Source organism: Streptomyces sp. NPDC001156, from assembly GCF_053598275.1.
Window position 1 is genome coordinate 1 of record NZ_JBSFJX010000164.1, and the last position, 17941, is coordinate 17941.

General features: G+C 70.0%; 16 protein-coding genes and 1 pseudogene. 14 read left to right on the forward strand and 3 right to left on the reverse strand.

The genetic code is table 11. The features are described from left to right. Positions 1-189 precede the first annotated feature (189 nt). On the forward strand, positions 190-1014 hold the full coding sequence (locus ACWDA7_RS39835; protein ID WP_450611287.1) for an IS5 family transposase: 825 nt from the start codon (positions 190-192) through the stop codon (positions 1012-1014). Between the two features lie 13 nt (positions 1015-1027). Here ACWDA7_RS39835 and ACWDA7_RS39840 read toward each other — a convergent pair. The 3 genes and pseudogenes from ACWDA7_RS39840 to ACWDA7_RS39850 all read right to left on the reverse strand — a co-directional run bounded on the left by ACWDA7_RS39840 (position 1028) and on the right by ACWDA7_RS39850 (position 2790). After that, positions 1028-1460 (reverse strand): annotated as a pseudogene (locus ACWDA7_RS39840) (hypothetical protein). 108 nt (positions 1461-1568) lie between these two features. Then, positions 1569-1871 carry a muconolactone Delta-isomerase family protein gene (locus tag ACWDA7_RS39845; RefSeq protein WP_450611289.1) on the reverse strand — a complete coding sequence of 101 codons (303 nt, stop codon included), beginning with the start codon at positions 1869-1871 and terminating at the stop codon, positions 1569-1571. A gap of 40 nt (positions 1872-1911) precedes the next feature. Further along, a complete protein-coding gene (locus ACWDA7_RS39850) occupies positions 1912-2790 on the reverse strand; it encodes an ABC transporter substrate-binding protein (RefSeq protein ID WP_391855567.1) in 879 nt (292 codons plus the stop codon). Positions 2791-3721: 931 nt separating this feature from the next. On the opposite strand from ACWDA7_RS39850, the gene ACWDA7_RS39855 reads away from it, so the two are divergent. The 13 genes from ACWDA7_RS39855 to cofC all read left to right on the forward strand — a co-directional run bounded on the left by ACWDA7_RS39855 (position 3722) and on the right by cofC (position 17862). Beyond that, positions 3722-4918, forward strand: coding sequence for a CaiB/BaiF CoA transferase family protein (locus ACWDA7_RS39855; protein ID WP_450611292.1), 1197 nt, complete (start codon positions 3722-3724; stop codon positions 4916-4918). Between the two features lie 46 nt (positions 4919-4964). After that, positions 4965-5852, forward strand: coding sequence for a TIGR03619 family F420-dependent LLM class oxidoreductase (locus tag ACWDA7_RS39860; RefSeq protein ID WP_450611294.1), 888 nt, complete (start codon positions 4965-4967; stop codon positions 5850-5852). A gap of 51 nt (positions 5853-5903) precedes the next feature. Beyond that, a complete protein-coding gene (locus ACWDA7_RS39865) occupies positions 5904-7352 on the forward strand; it encodes an aldehyde dehydrogenase family protein (RefSeq protein ID WP_450611296.1) in 1449 nt (482 codons plus the stop codon). Then, entirely contained in the window at positions 7334-8956 is a 1623-nt protein-coding gene (locus tag ACWDA7_RS39870) for an AMP-binding protein (RefSeq protein WP_450611298.1), read from the forward strand. The genes ACWDA7_RS39865 and ACWDA7_RS39870 overlap by 19 nt, the downstream gene beginning before the upstream one ends. A gap of 114 nt (positions 8957-9070) precedes the next feature. After that, positions 9071-9541 (forward strand): VOC family protein, encoded by a 471-nt coding sequence (locus ACWDA7_RS39875; RefSeq protein ID WP_450611299.1) that lies wholly within the window; start codon positions 9071-9073, stop codon positions 9539-9541. 27 nt (positions 9542-9568) lie between these two features. After that, positions 9569-10378 (forward strand): IclR family transcriptional regulator, encoded by an 810-nt coding sequence (locus ACWDA7_RS39880; protein WP_450611300.1) that lies wholly within the window; start codon positions 9569-9571, stop codon positions 10376-10378. 90 nt (positions 10379-10468) lie between these two features. Beyond that, entirely contained in the window at positions 10469-11137 is a 669-nt protein-coding gene (npdG, locus tag ACWDA7_RS39885) for an NADPH-dependent F420 reductase (RefSeq protein WP_450611301.1), read from the forward strand. Further along, positions 11134-11457 carry an NIPSNAP family protein gene (locus tag ACWDA7_RS39890; RefSeq protein WP_391855559.1) on the forward strand — a complete coding sequence of 108 codons (324 nt, stop codon included), beginning with the start codon at positions 11134-11136 and terminating at the stop codon, positions 11455-11457. Before npdG ends, ACWDA7_RS39890 begins: the two co-directional genes overlap by 4 nt. Before the next feature lie 126 nt (positions 11458-11583). After that, positions 11584-12648, forward strand: a complete 1065-nt coding sequence (locus ACWDA7_RS39895) for an LLM class flavin-dependent oxidoreductase (protein ID WP_450611303.1) — start codon at positions 11584-11586, stop codon at positions 12646-12648. Beyond that, complete coding sequence (locus tag ACWDA7_RS39900; protein WP_450611305.1) at positions 12645-13298, forward strand: enoyl-CoA hydratase/isomerase family protein; 654 nt, start codon at positions 12645-12647, stop codon at positions 13296-13298. The genes ACWDA7_RS39895 and ACWDA7_RS39900 overlap by 4 nt, the downstream gene beginning before the upstream one ends. A gap of 78 nt (positions 13299-13376) precedes the next feature. Then, positions 13377-14531 (forward strand): acyl-CoA dehydrogenase family protein, encoded by a 1155-nt coding sequence (locus tag ACWDA7_RS39905; RefSeq protein ID WP_450611307.1) that lies wholly within the window; start codon positions 13377-13379, stop codon positions 14529-14531. 2 nt (positions 14532-14533) lie between these two features. Continuing rightward, positions 14534-17134, forward strand: coding sequence for a bifunctional FO biosynthesis protein CofGH (locus ACWDA7_RS39910; RefSeq protein WP_450611309.1), 2601 nt, complete (start codon positions 14534-14536; stop codon positions 17132-17134). Further along, a complete protein-coding gene (gene cofC / locus ACWDA7_RS39915; RefSeq protein WP_450611311.1) occupies positions 17131-17862 on the forward strand; it encodes a 2-phospho-L-lactate guanylyltransferase in 732 nt (243 codons plus the stop codon). The genes ACWDA7_RS39910 and cofC overlap by 4 nt, the downstream gene beginning before the upstream one ends. The last annotated feature ends 79 nt before the right edge of the window (positions 17863-17941 follow it).

A 17941-nucleotide genomic window follows, 5' to 3' on the forward strand; every position in this document is an offset into this window, starting at 1 on the left:
CGTCGGCGCAGCACCGCGTTCTCGTGGCGCAGCGCGAGCAGTTCGACGTCCTTGGCCTCTTCCGAGCGTGACAGCAGCAGGAGCAGTCCAAGGAGTCGGAGGAGGGCCAGGTAGATCATGCGCAGGGCCATGCAGCCCGAGCCTGCCATGATCGCCTGGAGCTGGAAAGTGCCTGATCAGAGGCTGTACGTGACTTCTGGGACCCTACAGGGGCGGCCGCCCGTCTGGTCCCGGCGGCAGTTGATCGACGGCATACGGTTCCGGATCCGTACCGGTGGTCCGTGGCGGGACATCCCCGTCGAGTACGGGCCGTGGGGCCGGGTCTACGACCTGTTCCGCCGGTGGCAGCGGAGCGGCACCTGGCAGCGGATCCTCACCCGGCTCCAGGCCCTGGCCGACGCGAAGGGTGCGATCACATGGGACTTGAGCGTCGGCTCCACAGTCTGCCGCGCCCACCAGCATGCGGCCGGAGCCCGGAGGCAGGGCGACCTGCAGAAGGAACCACCGGGCGGTGTCTTCGCCGAACCCGGAGACCACGGACTGGGACGCTCGCGCGGCGGGTTCACCACCAAGCTGCACCTGGCCGTCGAGCCGGGCCAAAAGCCCATGTCGATCGTGATCACGGCCGGGCAGCGCGGGGACTCGCCACAGTTCGAATCCGTACTGGAGAAAGTCCGCGTGCCCCGCATCGGAGCGGGTCGGCCGCGTGTCCGACCCCATCGGGTCCGCGCCGACAAGGCGTACGCCTCCCGCAGAAACCGCGCTTACCTGCGCCGCCGCGGAGTCCGCTGTACCATCCCCGACAAGGCCGACCAGGCACGCAACCGCCAGAAGCTCGGCTCCCGCGGCGGCCGACCGCCACATTTCGACCCCGCCGACTACCGCAAACGTCACGCAGTCGAGTGCGGGATCAACCGCCTTAAGAGGCACCGCGCCGTCGCCACGCGATACGACAAGCTGGCGGTTCGCTACGAGGCGACCGTCCTGATCGCTGCTATCAACGAGTGGCTGTGATCAGCACTCGTCGCTAGAGCTCGTAGTCCTGGGCCAGCTCCTCCCAGGGAATGCTGCGCAGCACAAGGTCGGCGTCCTGGCCCGACGGGACATCCAAGCCGGTCTGGAACCAGATCACGGTGAGAGCGGAACGGTGCAGCACCGGGTCGAGTTCAGAGGCGACCGCTGTCGAGCGGAAGGCGCCGATGCAGGCCACGGAGGGCAGCACCTCAACGGGGCCGAAGGCGCCGGCAGTCTGGTCCGGGTACTCGCGGGAGGGAGGAACCAGATGGACCGGCGTGGAGGGAAACGCACGTTCAGCCTGCCGGTGGAGGCTCCTGACCTTCATGTCATTGATGGGCTTGCACGGGTATCCCCTCCAGCATCCCTCCATAGGTCGAAGACATTCGCAGCTCGGTGAGCTCGATCGAACGTCCGGACGAGAGGGCTATGTGGCTCAGCGACATAGTGTCACCCTATGTGCAAGATTCACTTCCGATACACGGCCTAGGCAACCCTGTCTCTCCCCCCGTGCGGGAAGTTGCGCAGGGTCGGTCCCGGAGTGGATGCGTGGGTCAGCCGACCGCGTCCGCCTTGCCAGGGTCGCTCGGGTGCGACTCGAGGGGGGTGACGACGGACGTCATCCAGGGCCAGAGCGGCAGGGTGCTCAGGATCTTGTCGCGCAACTCGGCCTCGTCATCGGCCCGCCACAGGGCGATACTGCGCATCTCTCCCACCGGACGCCAGATCCGGACCAGGTGACCGGAGGCAATCAACTCGACGGCCCGTGCGGCCTCCGCGGCGCGACGGCGCTCGACCTCGGCCTCCGCGGTTCCTTCGGGAATGTTGGTGGTGACCTCGATCAGGAACTCTTTCACAAGCCAGCCTCTCTGTAATGCTCCGAAAAGACACCGCGGCCTAAGCCGCGGTGGGCACGGTGCGATAGAAATCTGCCGCGGTGAACGTGGCGGGGACGCCCAGTTCGGCGGCGACCGTTCGGACGGCCGTCTCGGCGGTGGTCAGGTCCGCCTGGCCGTCGATGCCGAACGACGGGGCGATGAACTTCTCGTAGTGCGCCCGGACTTCGTTCTCCGTGTGTCCGTTGAGGAGGGCCTGGAGGTACCGGACGGTCGTGTCGGGCTCGTCCCGGATTACCCGCAGCGCGCGCCGGTGGGCTCGCACGACGGCCTGGACCGCGGGGTCCTCCGGATCGGTGTAGGTCGGGTCGACCGACACACCGACGGTGGGGATCTGGAAGAGGTCGCCGGCGAACGCCAGGACCTTCCAGCCGTTCTCGGCGGCCACGGCTTCGGGTGCCAGGGCGTCGCCCACCACCGCGGCGTCGATCGTGCCCTCGCGCAGCCGGCGCAGATCCATGCTGTAGTCGCCGGGCGCACGGACGATGGTCTCGACATCGCGGTCCGGATCCAGGCCGGCCTGGCGCAGCATGATGCGGGTGAAGCAGCCGGGCCCCGTGTGGTGCGGGTGCACGGCCAGACGCTTGCCTGCCAGGTCGGCCAGGGAGTCCAGGCCGGGCCGGGCGAGGAACCAGAACTGGGGCCGCTGGGTGTTCACGTTGAGCGCGACCCACGGGATGCCGCCGACCAGCCGGGACAGCAGCGTCCTGCCCAGGCCGATGACGGCCCCGCGGCGCAGCCGCTCCGGGTCCCAGATCGAGCCGTCCCGCACGGCGACGTGGACACCCGCGTCGGCGTAGAAGTCCTGCTGGTCCGCGATGTAGCTGACCAGTTCCTCGTGGGGGCCGCGCCCCACGTAGGCGAGATCGATCGTGTACATGAACGCTTTCCTTGGAGGTGACTGTGTTCCGGCGGTCCTGCCGCTGATCGCATCCGGGAGGGCACGCCCGAGGCGTGTCCGGAACGGAGGTGCCGGTACCAGGAGGTCTTGTCGCGACTCGGCCCCACGGCACTGGTCGTGAGGCTCAGTCCCCGCCGGCTGGGAACGTGATCGCTCGGGCGACCGGCATCGCGGCCGTCCCTTGGGGGCTGTCGCTGTTGCTGTCGGTGTGGCGTGCGCCACATGTCCGCTGCGCGGGAGCCGGTGGCCTGGTGGGCCGGAGGCCGCGCGAGGCGCTGGAACGCCGGGAATCTCGCGGCGCCAACGGATCTCCCACACGGCAGGGCAAAGGCGTGGAACGGGCCCGTTCCCGGGGGTGTGGTCGATCGGCAGCACTGTACACGTCGATGCCAGAGTGGCTGAACGCGCGAGCGAAACTCCCGGCGAGCGGCGGAATCCTTGATCGAATCCCGTCGGCCGAGGATTCTTCGCGGCCCCGCCGGACCCGGCCGAGGTAGTCGGCCGAGGTGGCGTCGACCCGGAGGGTGCCGCCCGGCGCCCGCTTCGGCCCGTACTGGTCCGAATCCGTCGCCGCCCCGATTCGCGTTCATTCGAGCTGAGTTCGGGCCAGGTTCAGCCTCGGCGGTCATAGGCACCTGGCCCTTCGTCCTGCCGCACACCCAATTCCCGCCAGTCTCTGCTGATGTGCCATGGGGTGAACTCCAAGTTGCCCTCGGTGAAGCGATTTGCTGATGCGTCATGCCCGCGCACCGGCCGTCCCGTCCGGTCGCCGACGCCTCGGTGCCAGGGCTCGGGGTGAGAACGCCTTTCCAGGAAGTCTCCAGGTGAGTCTTGACGCCGATGAACACTCTACCTATGGTCGTTCCAAATGCTGGCGCCAGTTCGAGATAATGAACACGGGTGGTCAAGGATGACTCAGCAGGTTCGGGCTTTGGCAGGAACGCGGGTGATCGACGCCGCAACGATGGTTGCGGGCCCGCTGGGCGCGTCGATCCTGGCTGACTTCGGTGCCGATGTGATCAAGGTGGAGCCCATCGCAGGGGACGAGTCCCGTACGTTCGGCCCTGGGCGCGATGGCATGAGCGGTGTCTACGCCGGCGTCAACCGGAACAAACGGGCGATCGCACTCGATCTGCGCACGGAGGAGGGCCGGGAACTCTTCCACGAGCTGTGCGCCGGCGCCGACGTGCTCATCGAGAACATGCTTCCCGCTGTGCGCGCGAAGTTCGGGCTGAGCGCCGAAGAGCTGCGGGAGCGCCATCCCCACCTGATCTGCCTGAACGTGAGCGGTTACGGCGACAGCGGCCCGCTGGCCGGCAGGCCCGCGCTGGATCCTGTCGCCCAGGCTCTCACCGGCATGATCCAGGCCACCGGGGACACCAACGGCCGCGGCATCAAGGCCGGCCCGCCGGTGGCCGACAGCTCGGCCGGATACCTCGTCGCCATCGCAGCCCTGGTCGCGCTCTTCGCGAAGCAGAAGACCGGAGCGGGCCAGAACGGCTCGGTGTCACTGGTGGCCTCGCTGTTCCACCTGCAGTCTCCGTGGCTGGGCCAGTTCATGCTGGCCGACTACGTGGCGCCGCGTGTCGGCAACGCGAGCAACTTCTACGCGCCGTACAATGCGTACGCGACGCGCGACGGTGGGGCCGTCCACATCGTGGCCTTCAACGACCGGCACTTCGAACGGTTCGTGAAGGCGGCCGGCGCCGAGCACCTCCTCGACGACGAGCGGTTCACGAGCGCGGCGAGCCGGCTGGCCCACCGCGAGGAACTCGACGTGGTGCTCGCTCCCTGGTTCGCCGAGCGCGACCGGGACGACATCGTCACCCTGCTCACCGACCAGAACATCATCTGCGCTCCGGTCCTCGCGTACGACGAGGCCGTGGAGCACCCCCAGATCCGCGCGCTCGACCTGGTCGTCGACCTGGAGAGCGAGGCCCTCGGCGAGGTCTGCGTGCCGGGCCTGCCGATCAAGCTGTCGGACACTCCCGGCCGTGTGGAGCGTCCGCCGACCGCCCTGGGCGAGCACACCGCCGAGCTTCTCAAGGAGCTCGGCCACGACGACCAAGACATCGCACGGCTGCTGGCCGCGCGAGTCGTCCGCTGAACTCACAACGTCTTGTGAACTCACCACGTCCTGACAGGAGCAGCACATGAAGGTTGGTATCAGGATCCCCGGCGCCGGTCCCTGGGCCGGACCGGACGCGATCAGCGAGGTCTCCCGCTACGCGGAGAAGATCGGCTTCGACTCACTGTGGATGACTGACCACGTGGCCCTGCCCACGAAGGTGGAGACGGCCTACCCGTACACCGCCGACGGCAAGTTCCTCTGGGCGCCCGAAACCCCCTACCTGGACTGCCTCACCGCGCTCACCTGGGCCGCGGCCGCGACGGAGACCGTCGAGCTGGGCACGTCCTGCCTGATCCTGCCCTGGCGCCCGCTGGTGCAGACATCGAAGACGCTGGTGAGCATCGACGTCCTGTCCAAGGGCCGCCTGTCGATCGCCATCGGCGTCGGCTGGATGAAGGAGCAGTTCGAGGCGCTGGGCGCGCCGTTCAAGGACCGCGGCCGCCGGGTGACCGAGATGGTCAAGGCCATGCGTCAGATGTGGACCGAGGACGAGGTCTCCTGGGACGGCGACTTCTACAACCTGCACGACTTCATGATGTTCCCCAAGCCCGTGCGCGGCACGATCCCGGTCTGGTTCGCCGGCTACAGCGAGGCGTCGCTGCGCCGTATCGCCGCGATCGGTGACGGCTGGCACCCGCTGGCCGTGGGCCCGGAGGACTACGCGGGCTACCTCGCCACGCTGAGGTCGTACGTGGAGCAGGCCGGCCGCGACATGAGCGAGATCACGCTCACGGCGCGCCCGCTGCGCAAGGCGCCCTACAACGCCGAGACGATCGAGGCCTACGGCGACCTCGGTGTCACGCACTTCATCTGCGACACCTCGTTCGAGCACGCCACGCTCGAGTCCGCGATGGAGGAGCTGCAGGCTCTCGCCGAGGCGGTCCTGCCGACCGCGCACCGTCTCCCGTGAGGCCCGAGTGAAGGAGACCTCCCCTGAGGCCCGAGTGAAGGAGACTCGATCATGCGTGCCCTAACCACCAATGTTCCGCTGGTCCTCGGTGACCAGCTCACAGACGCCTCGAACGGAGCCACGTTCGAGACCGTCAACCCCGCCGACGGCAGCGTCATCGCGAAGGTCGCCGAGGCGACCGTGGAGGACGTCGCCCGCGCCGTCGAGGCCGCGCGAGCCGGCGCCAAGGCGTGGCAGCGGATGCGGCCCTCGCAGCGCACCCGCCTGATGCTGCGCTACGCGGCGCTCATCGAGGCGAACAAGGACCGGCTCGCCCAGCTGCAGACCCGCGACATGGGCAAGCCGATCCGCGAGTCCTCGGCGATCGACCTGCCGGTCATGGTCGAGACCGTCGAGTACTTCGCCGGCCTCGTGACCAAGATCGAGGGACGGACGACGCCGGCCCCCGGCCGCTTCCTGAACTACACGGTGCGCGAGCCGATCGGTGTGGTCGGTGCGATCACCCCGTGGAACTTCCCCGCCGTGCAGTCGATCTGGAAGATCGCGCCGGCGCTGGCGATGGGCAACTCCATCGTCCTGAAGCCGGCGCAGCTGGCACCCCTGGTCCCGGTGGCGCTGGGTGAACTGGCCCTGGAGGCCGGCATCCCCGCCGGCGTCGTGAACGTCCTGCCGGGCCGCGGCTCGGTGGCGGGCAACGCACTGGTCCAGCACCCGGGCGTCGGCAAGGTCACCTTCACCGGTTCGACCGAGATCGGCCAGGAGATCGGACGGATGGCGGCGGACCGGCTGATCACCACCTCGCTGGAGCTGGGCGGCAAGTCGGCGCTGGTCGCTTTCGCGGACGCGTCCCCGAAGGCGATCGCCGACGTGGTCTTCACGGCGATGTACGGCAACCAGGGCGAGACCTGCACCGCGCCCAGCCGGCTCCTGGTCGAGCGCCCGATCTACGACGAGGTCGTGGAGCTGGTCAAGGCCCGGGTCGACGCGGCCAGGGTCGGCGACCCGCTCGACCCCGAGACGGAGATCGGCCCGCTGGTCAACGCGGCGCAGCGCGACTCGGTTCACTCCTACGTGGTGTCGGGTGCCGAGGAGGGCGCCCGTCTGCTGGCGGGCAGCACCGAGGCTCCGGCAGAGGGTCCGGGCTTCTTCTACCGGCCGGCGCTGTTCGCGGACGTGTCCCCGGACATGCGGATCGCTCGCGAGGAGATCTTCGGCCCCGTCCTCGGTGTGCTGCCGTTCGAGGGCGAGGAGCAGGCGATCGAGCTGGCGAACGACACGATCTACGGCCTCGCGGCCGGCGTGTTCACCCGCGATGTCGGCCGGGCCCTGCGCTTCGCGGGAACGCTGGACGCCGGCAACGTGTGGATCAACAGCTGGGGCGTGCTCAACCCGGCATCGCCGTACCGCGGGTTCCGCCACAGCGGCTACGGCAGTGACCTCGGTCGGAGCGCGATCGAGAGCTTCACGAAGGAGAAGAGCGTATGGGCGCGTCTGGACTAGCGCCGGAGGGCGCCGACGTCCCGGTCGCCGCCCGCCTGCGGGAACTGCGGGGCGTCGCCCGGTGGTCGCCCGCTCCGGACTACTCGATCGCCCAGGACGCGCTCTTCGCGCAGGATCCGGAGGCGGTGGCCGTGCTCACGGCCGGACCGCGGGAAGTCGGCGAGATTACGTTCGGCGAGGTCCAGGAGGCCGCGCTGCGGATCGGCGACGTGCTGCGGTCGCAGGGTGTCGCTCCGGGCGACCGGGTCGCGCTCTACCTCGATCCCTCGCCCGCCGCGGCGGAGGTCGTCTTCGGAGTGCTGGCCGCCGGGGCGGTGCTCCTTCCGATCCCGCGGCTCCTGGCCGGCGGCTCCGTAGCCCACCGCCTGAACGACTCGGGGGCGAAGGTGCTCGTCACCGACGGGCTGGGTCTTGAGCGGCTGCGGTCGACGGGCTGCGGTGTCGAGGGTCGTGCCGTGCTGACGGTCGACGGTGCCGAGGGGAAGGGGATCGCCGGCCGGAAGGTCGACCACCACTCCGACGCACCCTGGCCAGCCGGTCCGACGCACCCCGCCCTGCTGATGTACACCTCGGGCACCAGTGGTCCGCCCAAGGGCATCCTGCACGGCCACCAGGTGCTGCTCGGCCACGCCGGAGTGGACTACGCCTTCGAGCTGTTCCAGCCCGGGGACGTCTACTACGGGACGGCCGACTGGGGTTGGATCGGCGGCCTCATGCTGGGGCTCGTCGTCCCGTGGTCGTTCGGCGTCCCGGTCGTCGCGCAGCGGCAGACGCGTTTCGACGCGGATGCCACGCTGGACCTGTTCGCGCGGTGCGGCGTCACGACCGCGTTCCTGCCGCCGTCGGTCCTGCGCCTGTTGCAGGCGAACGGCCGGGCGCCCGAGCGCAGGCTCCGTGCCGTCGTCACCGGCGGCGAACCGGCGGGGCGTTCGGAGATGGCGTGGTCCCGGCTGCACCTGTCGCAGGCCGTGAACAAGGCGTACGGCCAGACCGAGGCGAACGGCCTCATCGGTGACTCGGCGGCGCTGGGCTCCGTCGACGACGACACGATGGGTGCCCCCTATCCGGGTCACACCATCGCGCTGCTCGGCGAGGACGGCCGGGAGGTCCCCCACGGCGAGGTCGGCGAGATCGCCCTGCGGCTTCCCGACCCGGTCGCGCTGCTGGGGATCTGGGACGCGAGGACCGAGGGCCCGGTGCCCCCGGCCGGCGACTGGCACCGGACGAACGACCTGGCCAGGCGTGCCCACGGACAGCGCCTGGAGTACCTGGGCCGCGCCGACGACGTCATCAAGAGCCGCGGCTACCGGATCGGCCCCGCGGAGATCGAGGACGCCCTGGTGACTCACCCGCTGGTGGCCGAGGCCGCCGCGGTCGGCATCCCGGACGACAGGATCGGTCAGCGGGTGAAGGTCTTCCTGCGGCTCACCGGCGGCGCGGCCGGCGGCGAGGTCGGGGAGAGGCTCCGCTCGGAGCTGTGCGACCTGGTGGCCGCCACGGTCGGGCCGCACGCCAAACCCCGTGAGTTCGAGGTGGTCTCGTCCCTGCCGAGGACGGAGACCGGGAAGCTCCTGCGGCGCGAACTCGCTCCGGCCCGGCACTGACCGGCTCCCTTCCGCGGCGCTGCCGCCCGAGACGGCGGCCCGGCGGCGCGCGTGCCCGGATGGCACCTGCAGACACACATCACGTACAGACACACATCACGAGAGGGACCACCTATGCGTAGATTCTGGCATGTCGGTCTCAACGTCACCGACATGGACCGCACCATCGAGTTCTACAAGCTCGTGGGCTTCGAGGTCGTGCAGGACAAGGAGGTCGACGACGCCAACCTCGCGCGGGCGTTCATGATCGACCAGGGCAGCAAGCTGCGCTTCGCGCACATGCGCCTGAACAACGCGCCCGATGAGGCGATGCTCGACATCATCGAGTGGCGTGACGTGCCGGCGACCCGCGAGCGGTCCGTCGCCGACACCATCAACCCCGGTCTGTGCCGCTTCTCGATCCTCACGGACGACATCCAGGGCGAGTACGACCGCCTGAGCGTCGCGGGCGTCAAGTTCCTGCACACCCCTCAGACCGTCATGGCTCCCGACGGGGTGAACGGGTGGAAGATCCTGTTCGCGGCGGACCCCGACGGTACGCTGTTCCACTTTGTCGAGTTGGTAGGGGACTCAGCCAAGCACTGAGACTCCCCTGACCGGAAAGCAGGAGACGTGGCGAAGGGGCCTTCCGAGTCCAGCGGCGTGATCGGCGACGACGATGCCGCCGACCAGGGGGCCGGGATTCTCGTGCCGGCGGTATCGCGCACGGTGCGGGTACTCGACCACCTGGTCCGGCACAGAGGCGGGGCGACGCTCACCGAACTCGCCAACTCGTGCGGGTTCGCCAAGAGCACGGCGTCGAACCTGATTCGGACGATGGTCAGCGAAGGTCTCATCGAGTACGACTCCGTCACCCGGCGCTACAACCTGGGACCGCTGCTCGTGGAGTACGGCGTGGCAGCGGTCACCAGGACCACCCCGGTCGCCGAGGCGCGGCCGTTCATGGAGCGGCTGGCCGAGCGGACCGAGCTGGCGTGCCTCGCGATCTCGCCCATGCCCGACGGGCACTACACCGCGATCGCGAAGATCGAGAGCCGCAAGGACATCAAGATCACGATCGAGATCGGCTCCCGGTTCGACCGCGACGCACCGCTGCTCAGCCGGCTGACTGACGCGTGGCATGACGACGCCTCGACCGCGAACCGCGATGCGCGCCGCGAGGAAGTGCGCTCCCGCGGCTTCGGGGTCGTGTTCGGCGAGTACGCCCCCGAGCTGAACGTCATGGGTTTCCCCGTCTTCGACCGTGACGGGCAAATCTGCCTCGTGATCAGCCTGCTCGGCATGGGAACGGATCTCACGCCGCAGGACATCGACGAGTTGGCCCCCTACCTGGTCACCGCCGCGCGGGCCATCACGGTGCGCAGCGGGGGCCGGGTACCGGCCGACTACCCGGCGGCGGACCCGGAGCAGTCCGTCGGCTGACCCAACCAGCCTTCACAGGCCCGGCGCTGTGGCGCCGGGCCGACCGTGAACCGTATCCGCAGGTCGCGGACACTTTGAGGAGTACGAACCATGGACAACCACACCATCGCGGTCGTGGGAGGAACCGGACCACAGGGCAAGGGCCTGGCCCTGCACTTCGCCCGCGCCGGCCACAAGGTCGTCATCGGATCCCGCTCGGCCGGGCGCGCCGAGGAGGCCGCGGCCGAGATCCGCGCGCGTGCCGGCTCGGCCGTCGACGTGCTCGGCCTGGACAACCTGGGCGCCGTCGAGGCGGCTGAGGCCGTCCTGATCGTCGTGCCGTGGGACGGCCACAAGGAGCTGGTCGCGGCTCTCGCGCCGGCCCTCGCAGGGAAACTGGTCGTCAGCTGCGTCAACCCGCTCGGCTTCGACAAGCGCGGCGCGTACGGCCTGGACGTCGAGGACGGCAGCGCCGCCGAGCAGACCCAGAAACTCGTTCCCGGCGCCGTGGTCGTCGGCGCCTTCCACCACCTGTCCGCCGTGTCCCTGTGGGAGGCCGAGGGCCCCCTCGGCCACGAGGACGTCCTAGTGGTCGGCGACGACAAGGACGCCAAGGAGAAGGTCGTCGCGCTCGCCGCGACGATCACCGGCCGCGCCGGCATCGACGGTGGTGCCCTGCGCCTGGCCCGTCAGCTGGAGCCGCTCACCGCCGTCCTCATCAACATCAACCGGCGCTACAAGACCCGTTCCGGCGTCTCGGTCTCCGGGATCCCGGCATGATCCTCGAACTGCGCGAGTACATCGCGCTGCCGGACCGGACCGAAGACCTGCACCGGCGCTTCGCGGACGAGACCCTGGCCCTTTTCAGGGAATTCGGTCTGGACCTCAGGGGATTCTGGCACGCCGTCGACGACCGGCGGCGGATCTACTACCTCTGCGCGTTCGAGGACGTGGACGCGGCGAACGTGTTCTGGGACGCCTTCAGGGCGGATCCGCGGTGGATCGAGCTGAAGGAACGCAGTGAGGCCGATGGCCCGTTGATCGAGGAAATCGTGAGCACGTACCTCACCGAGCCCGACTACGTGGCAGCTCATCGCTGATTTTCCGGCGGGGCCGGATGCGGTCGCGCATTCGGCTCACCGTGACCGACCGGCAGGCATTCGGAGTCCCGGCCGGAATCGATTCGATACCCCTTTTGTTCTATATCCTGGACGCAGTTCACCATCGTGAATCGAGAGTCGATGATCAAGGGCATTCAGCTACACGCCTGGGCAGGTGGACCTAGCCTGGTCGAAGTCGCCGAGGTCGCTGCTCGGACCTTCGAGACGATCTGGGTCACCGACCAGATGCAGTCGCGGGGAGTGGGCGCCGTCCTGGGGGCGATTGCGGCCAGGACCGGTGCGGGCGTCGGTACGGCGGTGACGTTCCCCTTCGGGCGCAACCCCCTGGAACAGGCGTCCACGATGGCCACGTTGGCCGAGTTCATGCCGCAGGACCGCCGGGTCAGCATGGGCATCGGAACCGGCGGTGGCCTGGTGCACGCCCTGATGGAGCGGCAGCGGCCCGTCGGCCGCGTCGCCGAGCTCATCGGGTTCTGCCGCGCTCTGTGGCGGGGAGAGACCGTCCGCCTGGGCGACTACCCTCTCACCTGCGCGGACTTGGGCCTGCGTGAGGAAGGCCGTGTTTCCCTCGACTGGGTCGACGACCCCACGGTCCGGGTGATCGTGGCGGGCACGGGTCCCAAGATCCTCGAGATGACGGGCGAGTTGGCCGACGGTGTGATCTGCGCGAGCAACTTCCCGGCGCACAGCCTCGCGGCCTTTCGCAGCGGCCAGTTCGACGCGGTCAGCAACCTAGATCGCCTCGAAGCCGGCCGGGAGCGCAGCGACCGCCCGGAGTTCACCCGAATATACGGAGTGAACATGTCCGTCTCGGCGGACCGCGACCGCGCCACCGCCGCCGCCCGCCGGCAGGCCGCCCTGATCGTCGCCATGCAGCCGCACGAGAGCCTCCAGCAGGTCGGCTTCGAACAGTCCGACTACGCGGCGACCCGCGAGGCCGTCCATGCGGGCCAGGGCGTCGCCGCTGCGGCGGAACTCCTGCCCCAGCACGTGGCCGACCAGCTCATCGTCTCGGGAACGCCCGGCGACTGCATCGAGTTGCTCGCCGAACTCCTCGACCACGCCCGCGGGGCGGGCTTCACCGAGGCGTACATCGGAGCTCCCGTCGGTCCGGACCCGGCGGAAGCGGTAGACCTGCTCACCACCCAAGTCCTTCCGGAGCTCATATGAACGACGTGCCGGACGAGGCACCGCTGTGCCTGTCAAAGATCGAGGGCGGCGTCGCGACGGTGACGCTGAACCGCCCCGACGCACGCAACGCGATGAACGTCCCATTGCTCCAGCAACTGGTCGCGGCGCTCAAAGACGCCCGCGAGCAGGGCATTGACGTCCTGCTGCTGAAGGCGGAAGGCCCGGCCTTCTGCGCGGGTGCCGACGTGCGGTCGGACGACGGCACCGCGGTGGGCCGGCCGGGCCTGCGCCGCTGGCTGATCGAGGAGGCATGCGACCTCGTCGAGGCCTTCCCCGCCTCGGTCGCCGCCGTGCAGGGCCCCGCCGTCGGCGGCGGGTGGGCGCTGGCCGTCGCCGCCGTCGTCACGCTGGCGACCCCGGGCGCGATGTTCCGCTTCCCGGAGCTCCGGCTGGGCTTTCTGCCCCCGGACCAGACGGTCCGCCGTCTGCGGGGCTCCGTCGGTCCGGCGGCGGCGCTCCGGCTGCTGGTGGCGGATGAACGTTTCACCGGGGAAGACCTGGCCCGGCTCGGCCTGGTCGAGGTGGTCGAGGCCACCGACCTCGGCCATCGGGCTCGGCACCTCGCCGAGCAGTTCGCGGCCGCGCCGTCCGATCTTCTCCAGACCCTTCGGACGGCACTGACCACCTGAGTCCCCTTCGTGGCGACCGCACTGGTCCGGCCACCCGATCCACCCGGCCACCCGATCCCCTCCGGAAAGGCGACAACCATGAGTGCGAACCCCTTCATCGAAACCGAGGACCAAGAGCAGCTGCGGGCCACGGCCCGTGCAGTGATCGCACGTCACGCTCCCCAGCGTGACGTGCGGATCTGGGACGAGGAGGGCTCCTACCCCGAGCACCTCTACCGCGAGATCGCGAAGCTGGGCTGGTACGACATCGTCGCGGACGACGAGCCCGTGGAGGGCATGGCCGGCCTGCTGATCGCCTTGTGCGAGGAGGTCGGGCGGGCGAGTTCGGACCTGGTCGCGCTGCTGAACCTGAACATCAGCGGGATCCGGGACCTGAGCCGCTGGGGCACCCTGGAGCAGCAGGAGAAGTTTGCCGAGCCCGTACTGCGCGGCGACGGCCGGTTCTCCATCGCGGTCTCGGAGCCGGATGTCGGCTCGGACGCGGCGAGCGTGGCGACGACCGCGGAACGGGTCGACGGCGGCTGGCTGCTGAACGGGCAGAAGACGTACTGCGAGGGCGCGGGGATCCCGGGCACCGTGATGGAGCTGTTCGCGAAGACCGGCGACAGCGGCCGCAAGCGCGACGACCTGGCCGTGTTCCTGGTCCCCTCGGACCACCCGGGTGTCGAGATCCGCCGGATGCCGGCCCTGGGCCGCAACATCAGCGGGATCTACGAGGTGTTCCTCCACGACGTCCTGGTCCCCGACGAGGCCCTGCTGGGCGGGCCGGGCCAGGGCTGGCAGATCCTGAAGGAACGGCTGGTCCTGGAACGCATCATGATCAGCTCGGGGTTCCTGGGCAGTGTCGGCCAGGTCTTGGACATGACGGTCGAGTACGCCAACGAGCGCGAGCAGTTCGGGAAGACGATCTCGTCGTACCAGGGTGTGACGCTGCCGCTGGCGGAGATGTTCGTCCGCAAGGACGCGGCGCGTTGCGCGGTGCAGCGGTCGGCGGCGTTCTTCGACGCGGGCCTGCCGTGCGAGACGGAGAGCACGATGGCGAAGTTCCTGTGCGGCCAGATCTACGCCGAGGCGTCGGCGCTGGCGGTCCAGATACAGGGCGCGTACGGGTACGTCCGCGACCACACGCTGCCGATGCACCACTCGGACGGGATCATCGCGCGGGTGGTGGCCGGCCCGCCATCGGTGCAGCTGAACTTCATCGCCCGGTCCATGGGCCTGCGCGCCCACTGACCATGCTCGAGCGTCCACGTGAGGAGACCGCAATGACTTCCGCACCCGTACGCCGCGCGCTGGCCAGGGCCAGGGCGGGCAAGAACATCGACCGCCGGGAGGCAGCGGCCCTGCTCGGGGCGCGCGGCGACGACCTGGCCTCCCTCTGCGAGGTCGCCGGGTCCGTGCGCTCGGCGGGTCTCCTCGACGCGGGGCGGCCCGGCATCGTCACCTACAGCAGGAAGGTGTTCGTGCCGCTGACCCGGCTGTGCCGGGACAGGTGCCACTACTGCACGTTCGCGACCACTCCGGGCCGGGTCGAGGAGGCCTACCTCACGCCGGGACAGGTCCTCGGCATCGCCCGGGAGGGTGCCCGGCTGGGCTGCAAGGAGGCCCTGTTCACGCTCGGGGACCGTCCGGAGGACCGGTGGAAGGCCGCCCGGGACTGGCTGGACGCGCACGGCTACGAGGACACCCTGGCATACGTGCGGGCGATGGCCATCCTGGTGCTGGAGGAGACCGGCCTGATCCCGCATCTGAACCCGGGGGTGATGAGCTGGACGGAGCTGCAGCGGCTGAAGCCGGTCGCGGGGTCGATGGGTCTGATGCTGGAGTCGACGGCACGGTCGCTGTGGGCGAAGCCGGGGGGCTGCCACTACGGGTCGCCGGACAAGGATCCCGCGGTGCGGCTGCGGACCATCGAAGACGCCTCCCGCAGCAGCATTCCCTTCACGACGGGGATCCTGATCGGGATCGGCGAGAGTGCCGAGGACCGGGTCGAGTCGATCCTCGAGATCCGCAGGATCGCCCGGCAGTACGGGGCGGTCCAGGAAGTTATCGTGCAGAACTTCCGCGCGAAGCCGGACACGGCGATGAAGTCGGCGCCGGACGCGGATCTGGAGGAGTACCTCGCGGCGATCGCGGTCGCGAGGATTTTGCTGGGGCCGAAGATGCGGATCCAGGCCCCGCCGAACCTGTCCGACCCCAACGAGCTGCGGCTCCTGCTCGCGGCGGGCGTCGACGACTGGGGCGGCGTGTCACCCCTGACACCCGACCATGTCAACCCCGAACGGCCCTGGCCGCAGCTGGAGCGCCTCGCGGAACTGACCACCGGGGCCGGGTTCGAACTGCGCGAACGCCTCGCGGCGCAGCCGGAGTACATCCGTGCGGGCAGCCCGTGGGCGGACGCCCGCGTCCAGCCGCACCTGCGGGCACTCGCCGACCCGGACACCGGCCTGGCCGCGGACGTGCTGCCGGTGGGCATGCCGTGGCAGGAAGCCGCCGCGGCCGTGTCGTCGGGGCGTACCGACCTGCACACCGCGATCGACCGGGAGGGCCGGCTCACCACCGCGCGCGGTGACTTCGACAACGCCTTCGGCGACTGGCAGGTCCTGGCCGACCAAGTCGGCAGCCTCCCGACGGGGGCCGGTGCGAGTGCGCCGCAGCGCCTCGACAGCGACGTCGCCGACGCCCTGCGGGCGGCCGAGCGGGACCCGGCGGGCCTCACGGACGCGCAGGCGTTGGCACTGGCCTACGCGGACGGTCCGGAGCTCGACGCGATGTGCCGGCTCGCGGACCAGGTCCGCCGGTCCGCGGTCGGTGACACCGTCACCTACGTGGTGAACCGGAACGTCAACTTCAGCAACGTCTGCTACGTCGGCTGCCGGTTCTGCGCGTTCGCGCAGCGGGAGACCGACGCGGACGCCTACCGGCTGTCGCTGGGCGAGGTCGGCGACCGGGTCGAACAGGCCTGGGCCGTGGGCGCGACGGAGGTGTGCATGCAGGGCGGTATCGACCCGGCCCTGCCCAGCAGCGTCCACCACGACCTCGCCCGCGCGGTCAAGGAACGCTGCCCCGACATGCACCTGCACGCGTTCTCCCCGATGGAGATCATCAGCGGCGCGTCCCGGATGGGGATCTCCGTCACCGAGTGGCTGGCCGGGGCGCGCGAGGCGGGGCTGGACTCCGTCCCGGGCACCGCCGCGGAGATCCTCGACGACGAGATCCGCTGGATCCTGACCAAGGGCAAGCTCCCCGCCGCGGAGTGGATCCGCGTCGTGAAGACCGCACACGGGTTGGGGATCCCCACGACCGCGACCATGATGTACGGACACGTCGACGAGCCCCGGCACTGGGTCGGGCACCTGCGGACCCTGGTCGCCATCCAGCGGGAGACGGGCGGGTTCACCGAATTCGTACCGCTGCCCTTCGTGCACCACTCCTCCCCGATCTACCTCGCCGGGATCGCCCGGCCGGGCCCGACCCACCGGGACAACCGGGCCGTCCACGCCCTCGCGCGCCTGCTGATGCACGGGCACATCGACAACATCGAGTGCTCGTGGGTGAAGCTGTCGCCCGAGCAGTGCGAACAGATGCTGCGCGGCGGTGCCAACGACCTCGGCGGGACACTGATGGAGGAGACCATCAGCCGGATGGCGGGCTCGACGAACGGTTCGATGAAAACCATCGCCGACATCGTGGCCCTCGCCGCGGCGGCCGGCCGCCCGGCCCGGCAGCGCTCGACGACCTACGGCGAGGTCAGCGCGGAACGCGCCGAGGCAGCCCGCCGGTTCGACACGGAAGTCCACCGCGTCGTACCCCTGAGTATCGGATTCGTACGATGACCACCGGCCGGCACCACCGCGGCCACGGGGGCGGAGGCGCGAACGGCCAGACCCACCACCCTGCCGACACGGGCGGGCACCACGACAACCATCCGCACTCCGAGGTGCGTTGGGCCGTTGTGATCCCGCAGAAGGACCTCCGTCTGGCCAAGAGCCGCCTCGAACTCGACTCCGGTGACCGGCAGCGTGTCGCGAGAGCCCTGTTCCGCGACACCGTGACCGCCGCGCAGCACACCCCCGGCGTGTCCACGGTCATCGTCGTACTCGACCGGATCCAGGACCTCGAACCCGTCGTCGACCTCGGCGTCGGACACGTCCTCGGGACCGGCCCGGGGCTCAACGGTGCCCTGCGCCAAGGCGAACTGGCCGCCCGCGCCCGCCGTCCCGGGTGCGGCGTCGCCGCCCTCCCCGCCGACCTGCCCCTGATCGAACCCGCGGTTCTGGCCCGGGCCCTGTCCGAGGCCGGGGCCCATGACCGGGCGTTCCTCCCCGACGCGGACGAGCAGGGCACCACCCTCCTGACCGCGCGCCCCGGACACGCGCTCGGCCCGGTCTACGGAATCGGCTCGCGCCAGGCCCACCGCCGCTCCGGCGCCGCCGAACTGACCGAACCCGGCCTCGCCGCGCTGCGCTACGACCTCGACCACCTCGCACACCTCGCCCTCGTCCCACGCCTGGCGCGACACACCCACCTCTCCGACGTACTCGCGCGTGCACCGGCCCAGTGACGAGTTCGGAAGTCTCGGCATTCCCGAGGTGACGAAGGTGGGCGAGGACCTCGAACGCCAGGTCATCGAAGTACTGCGC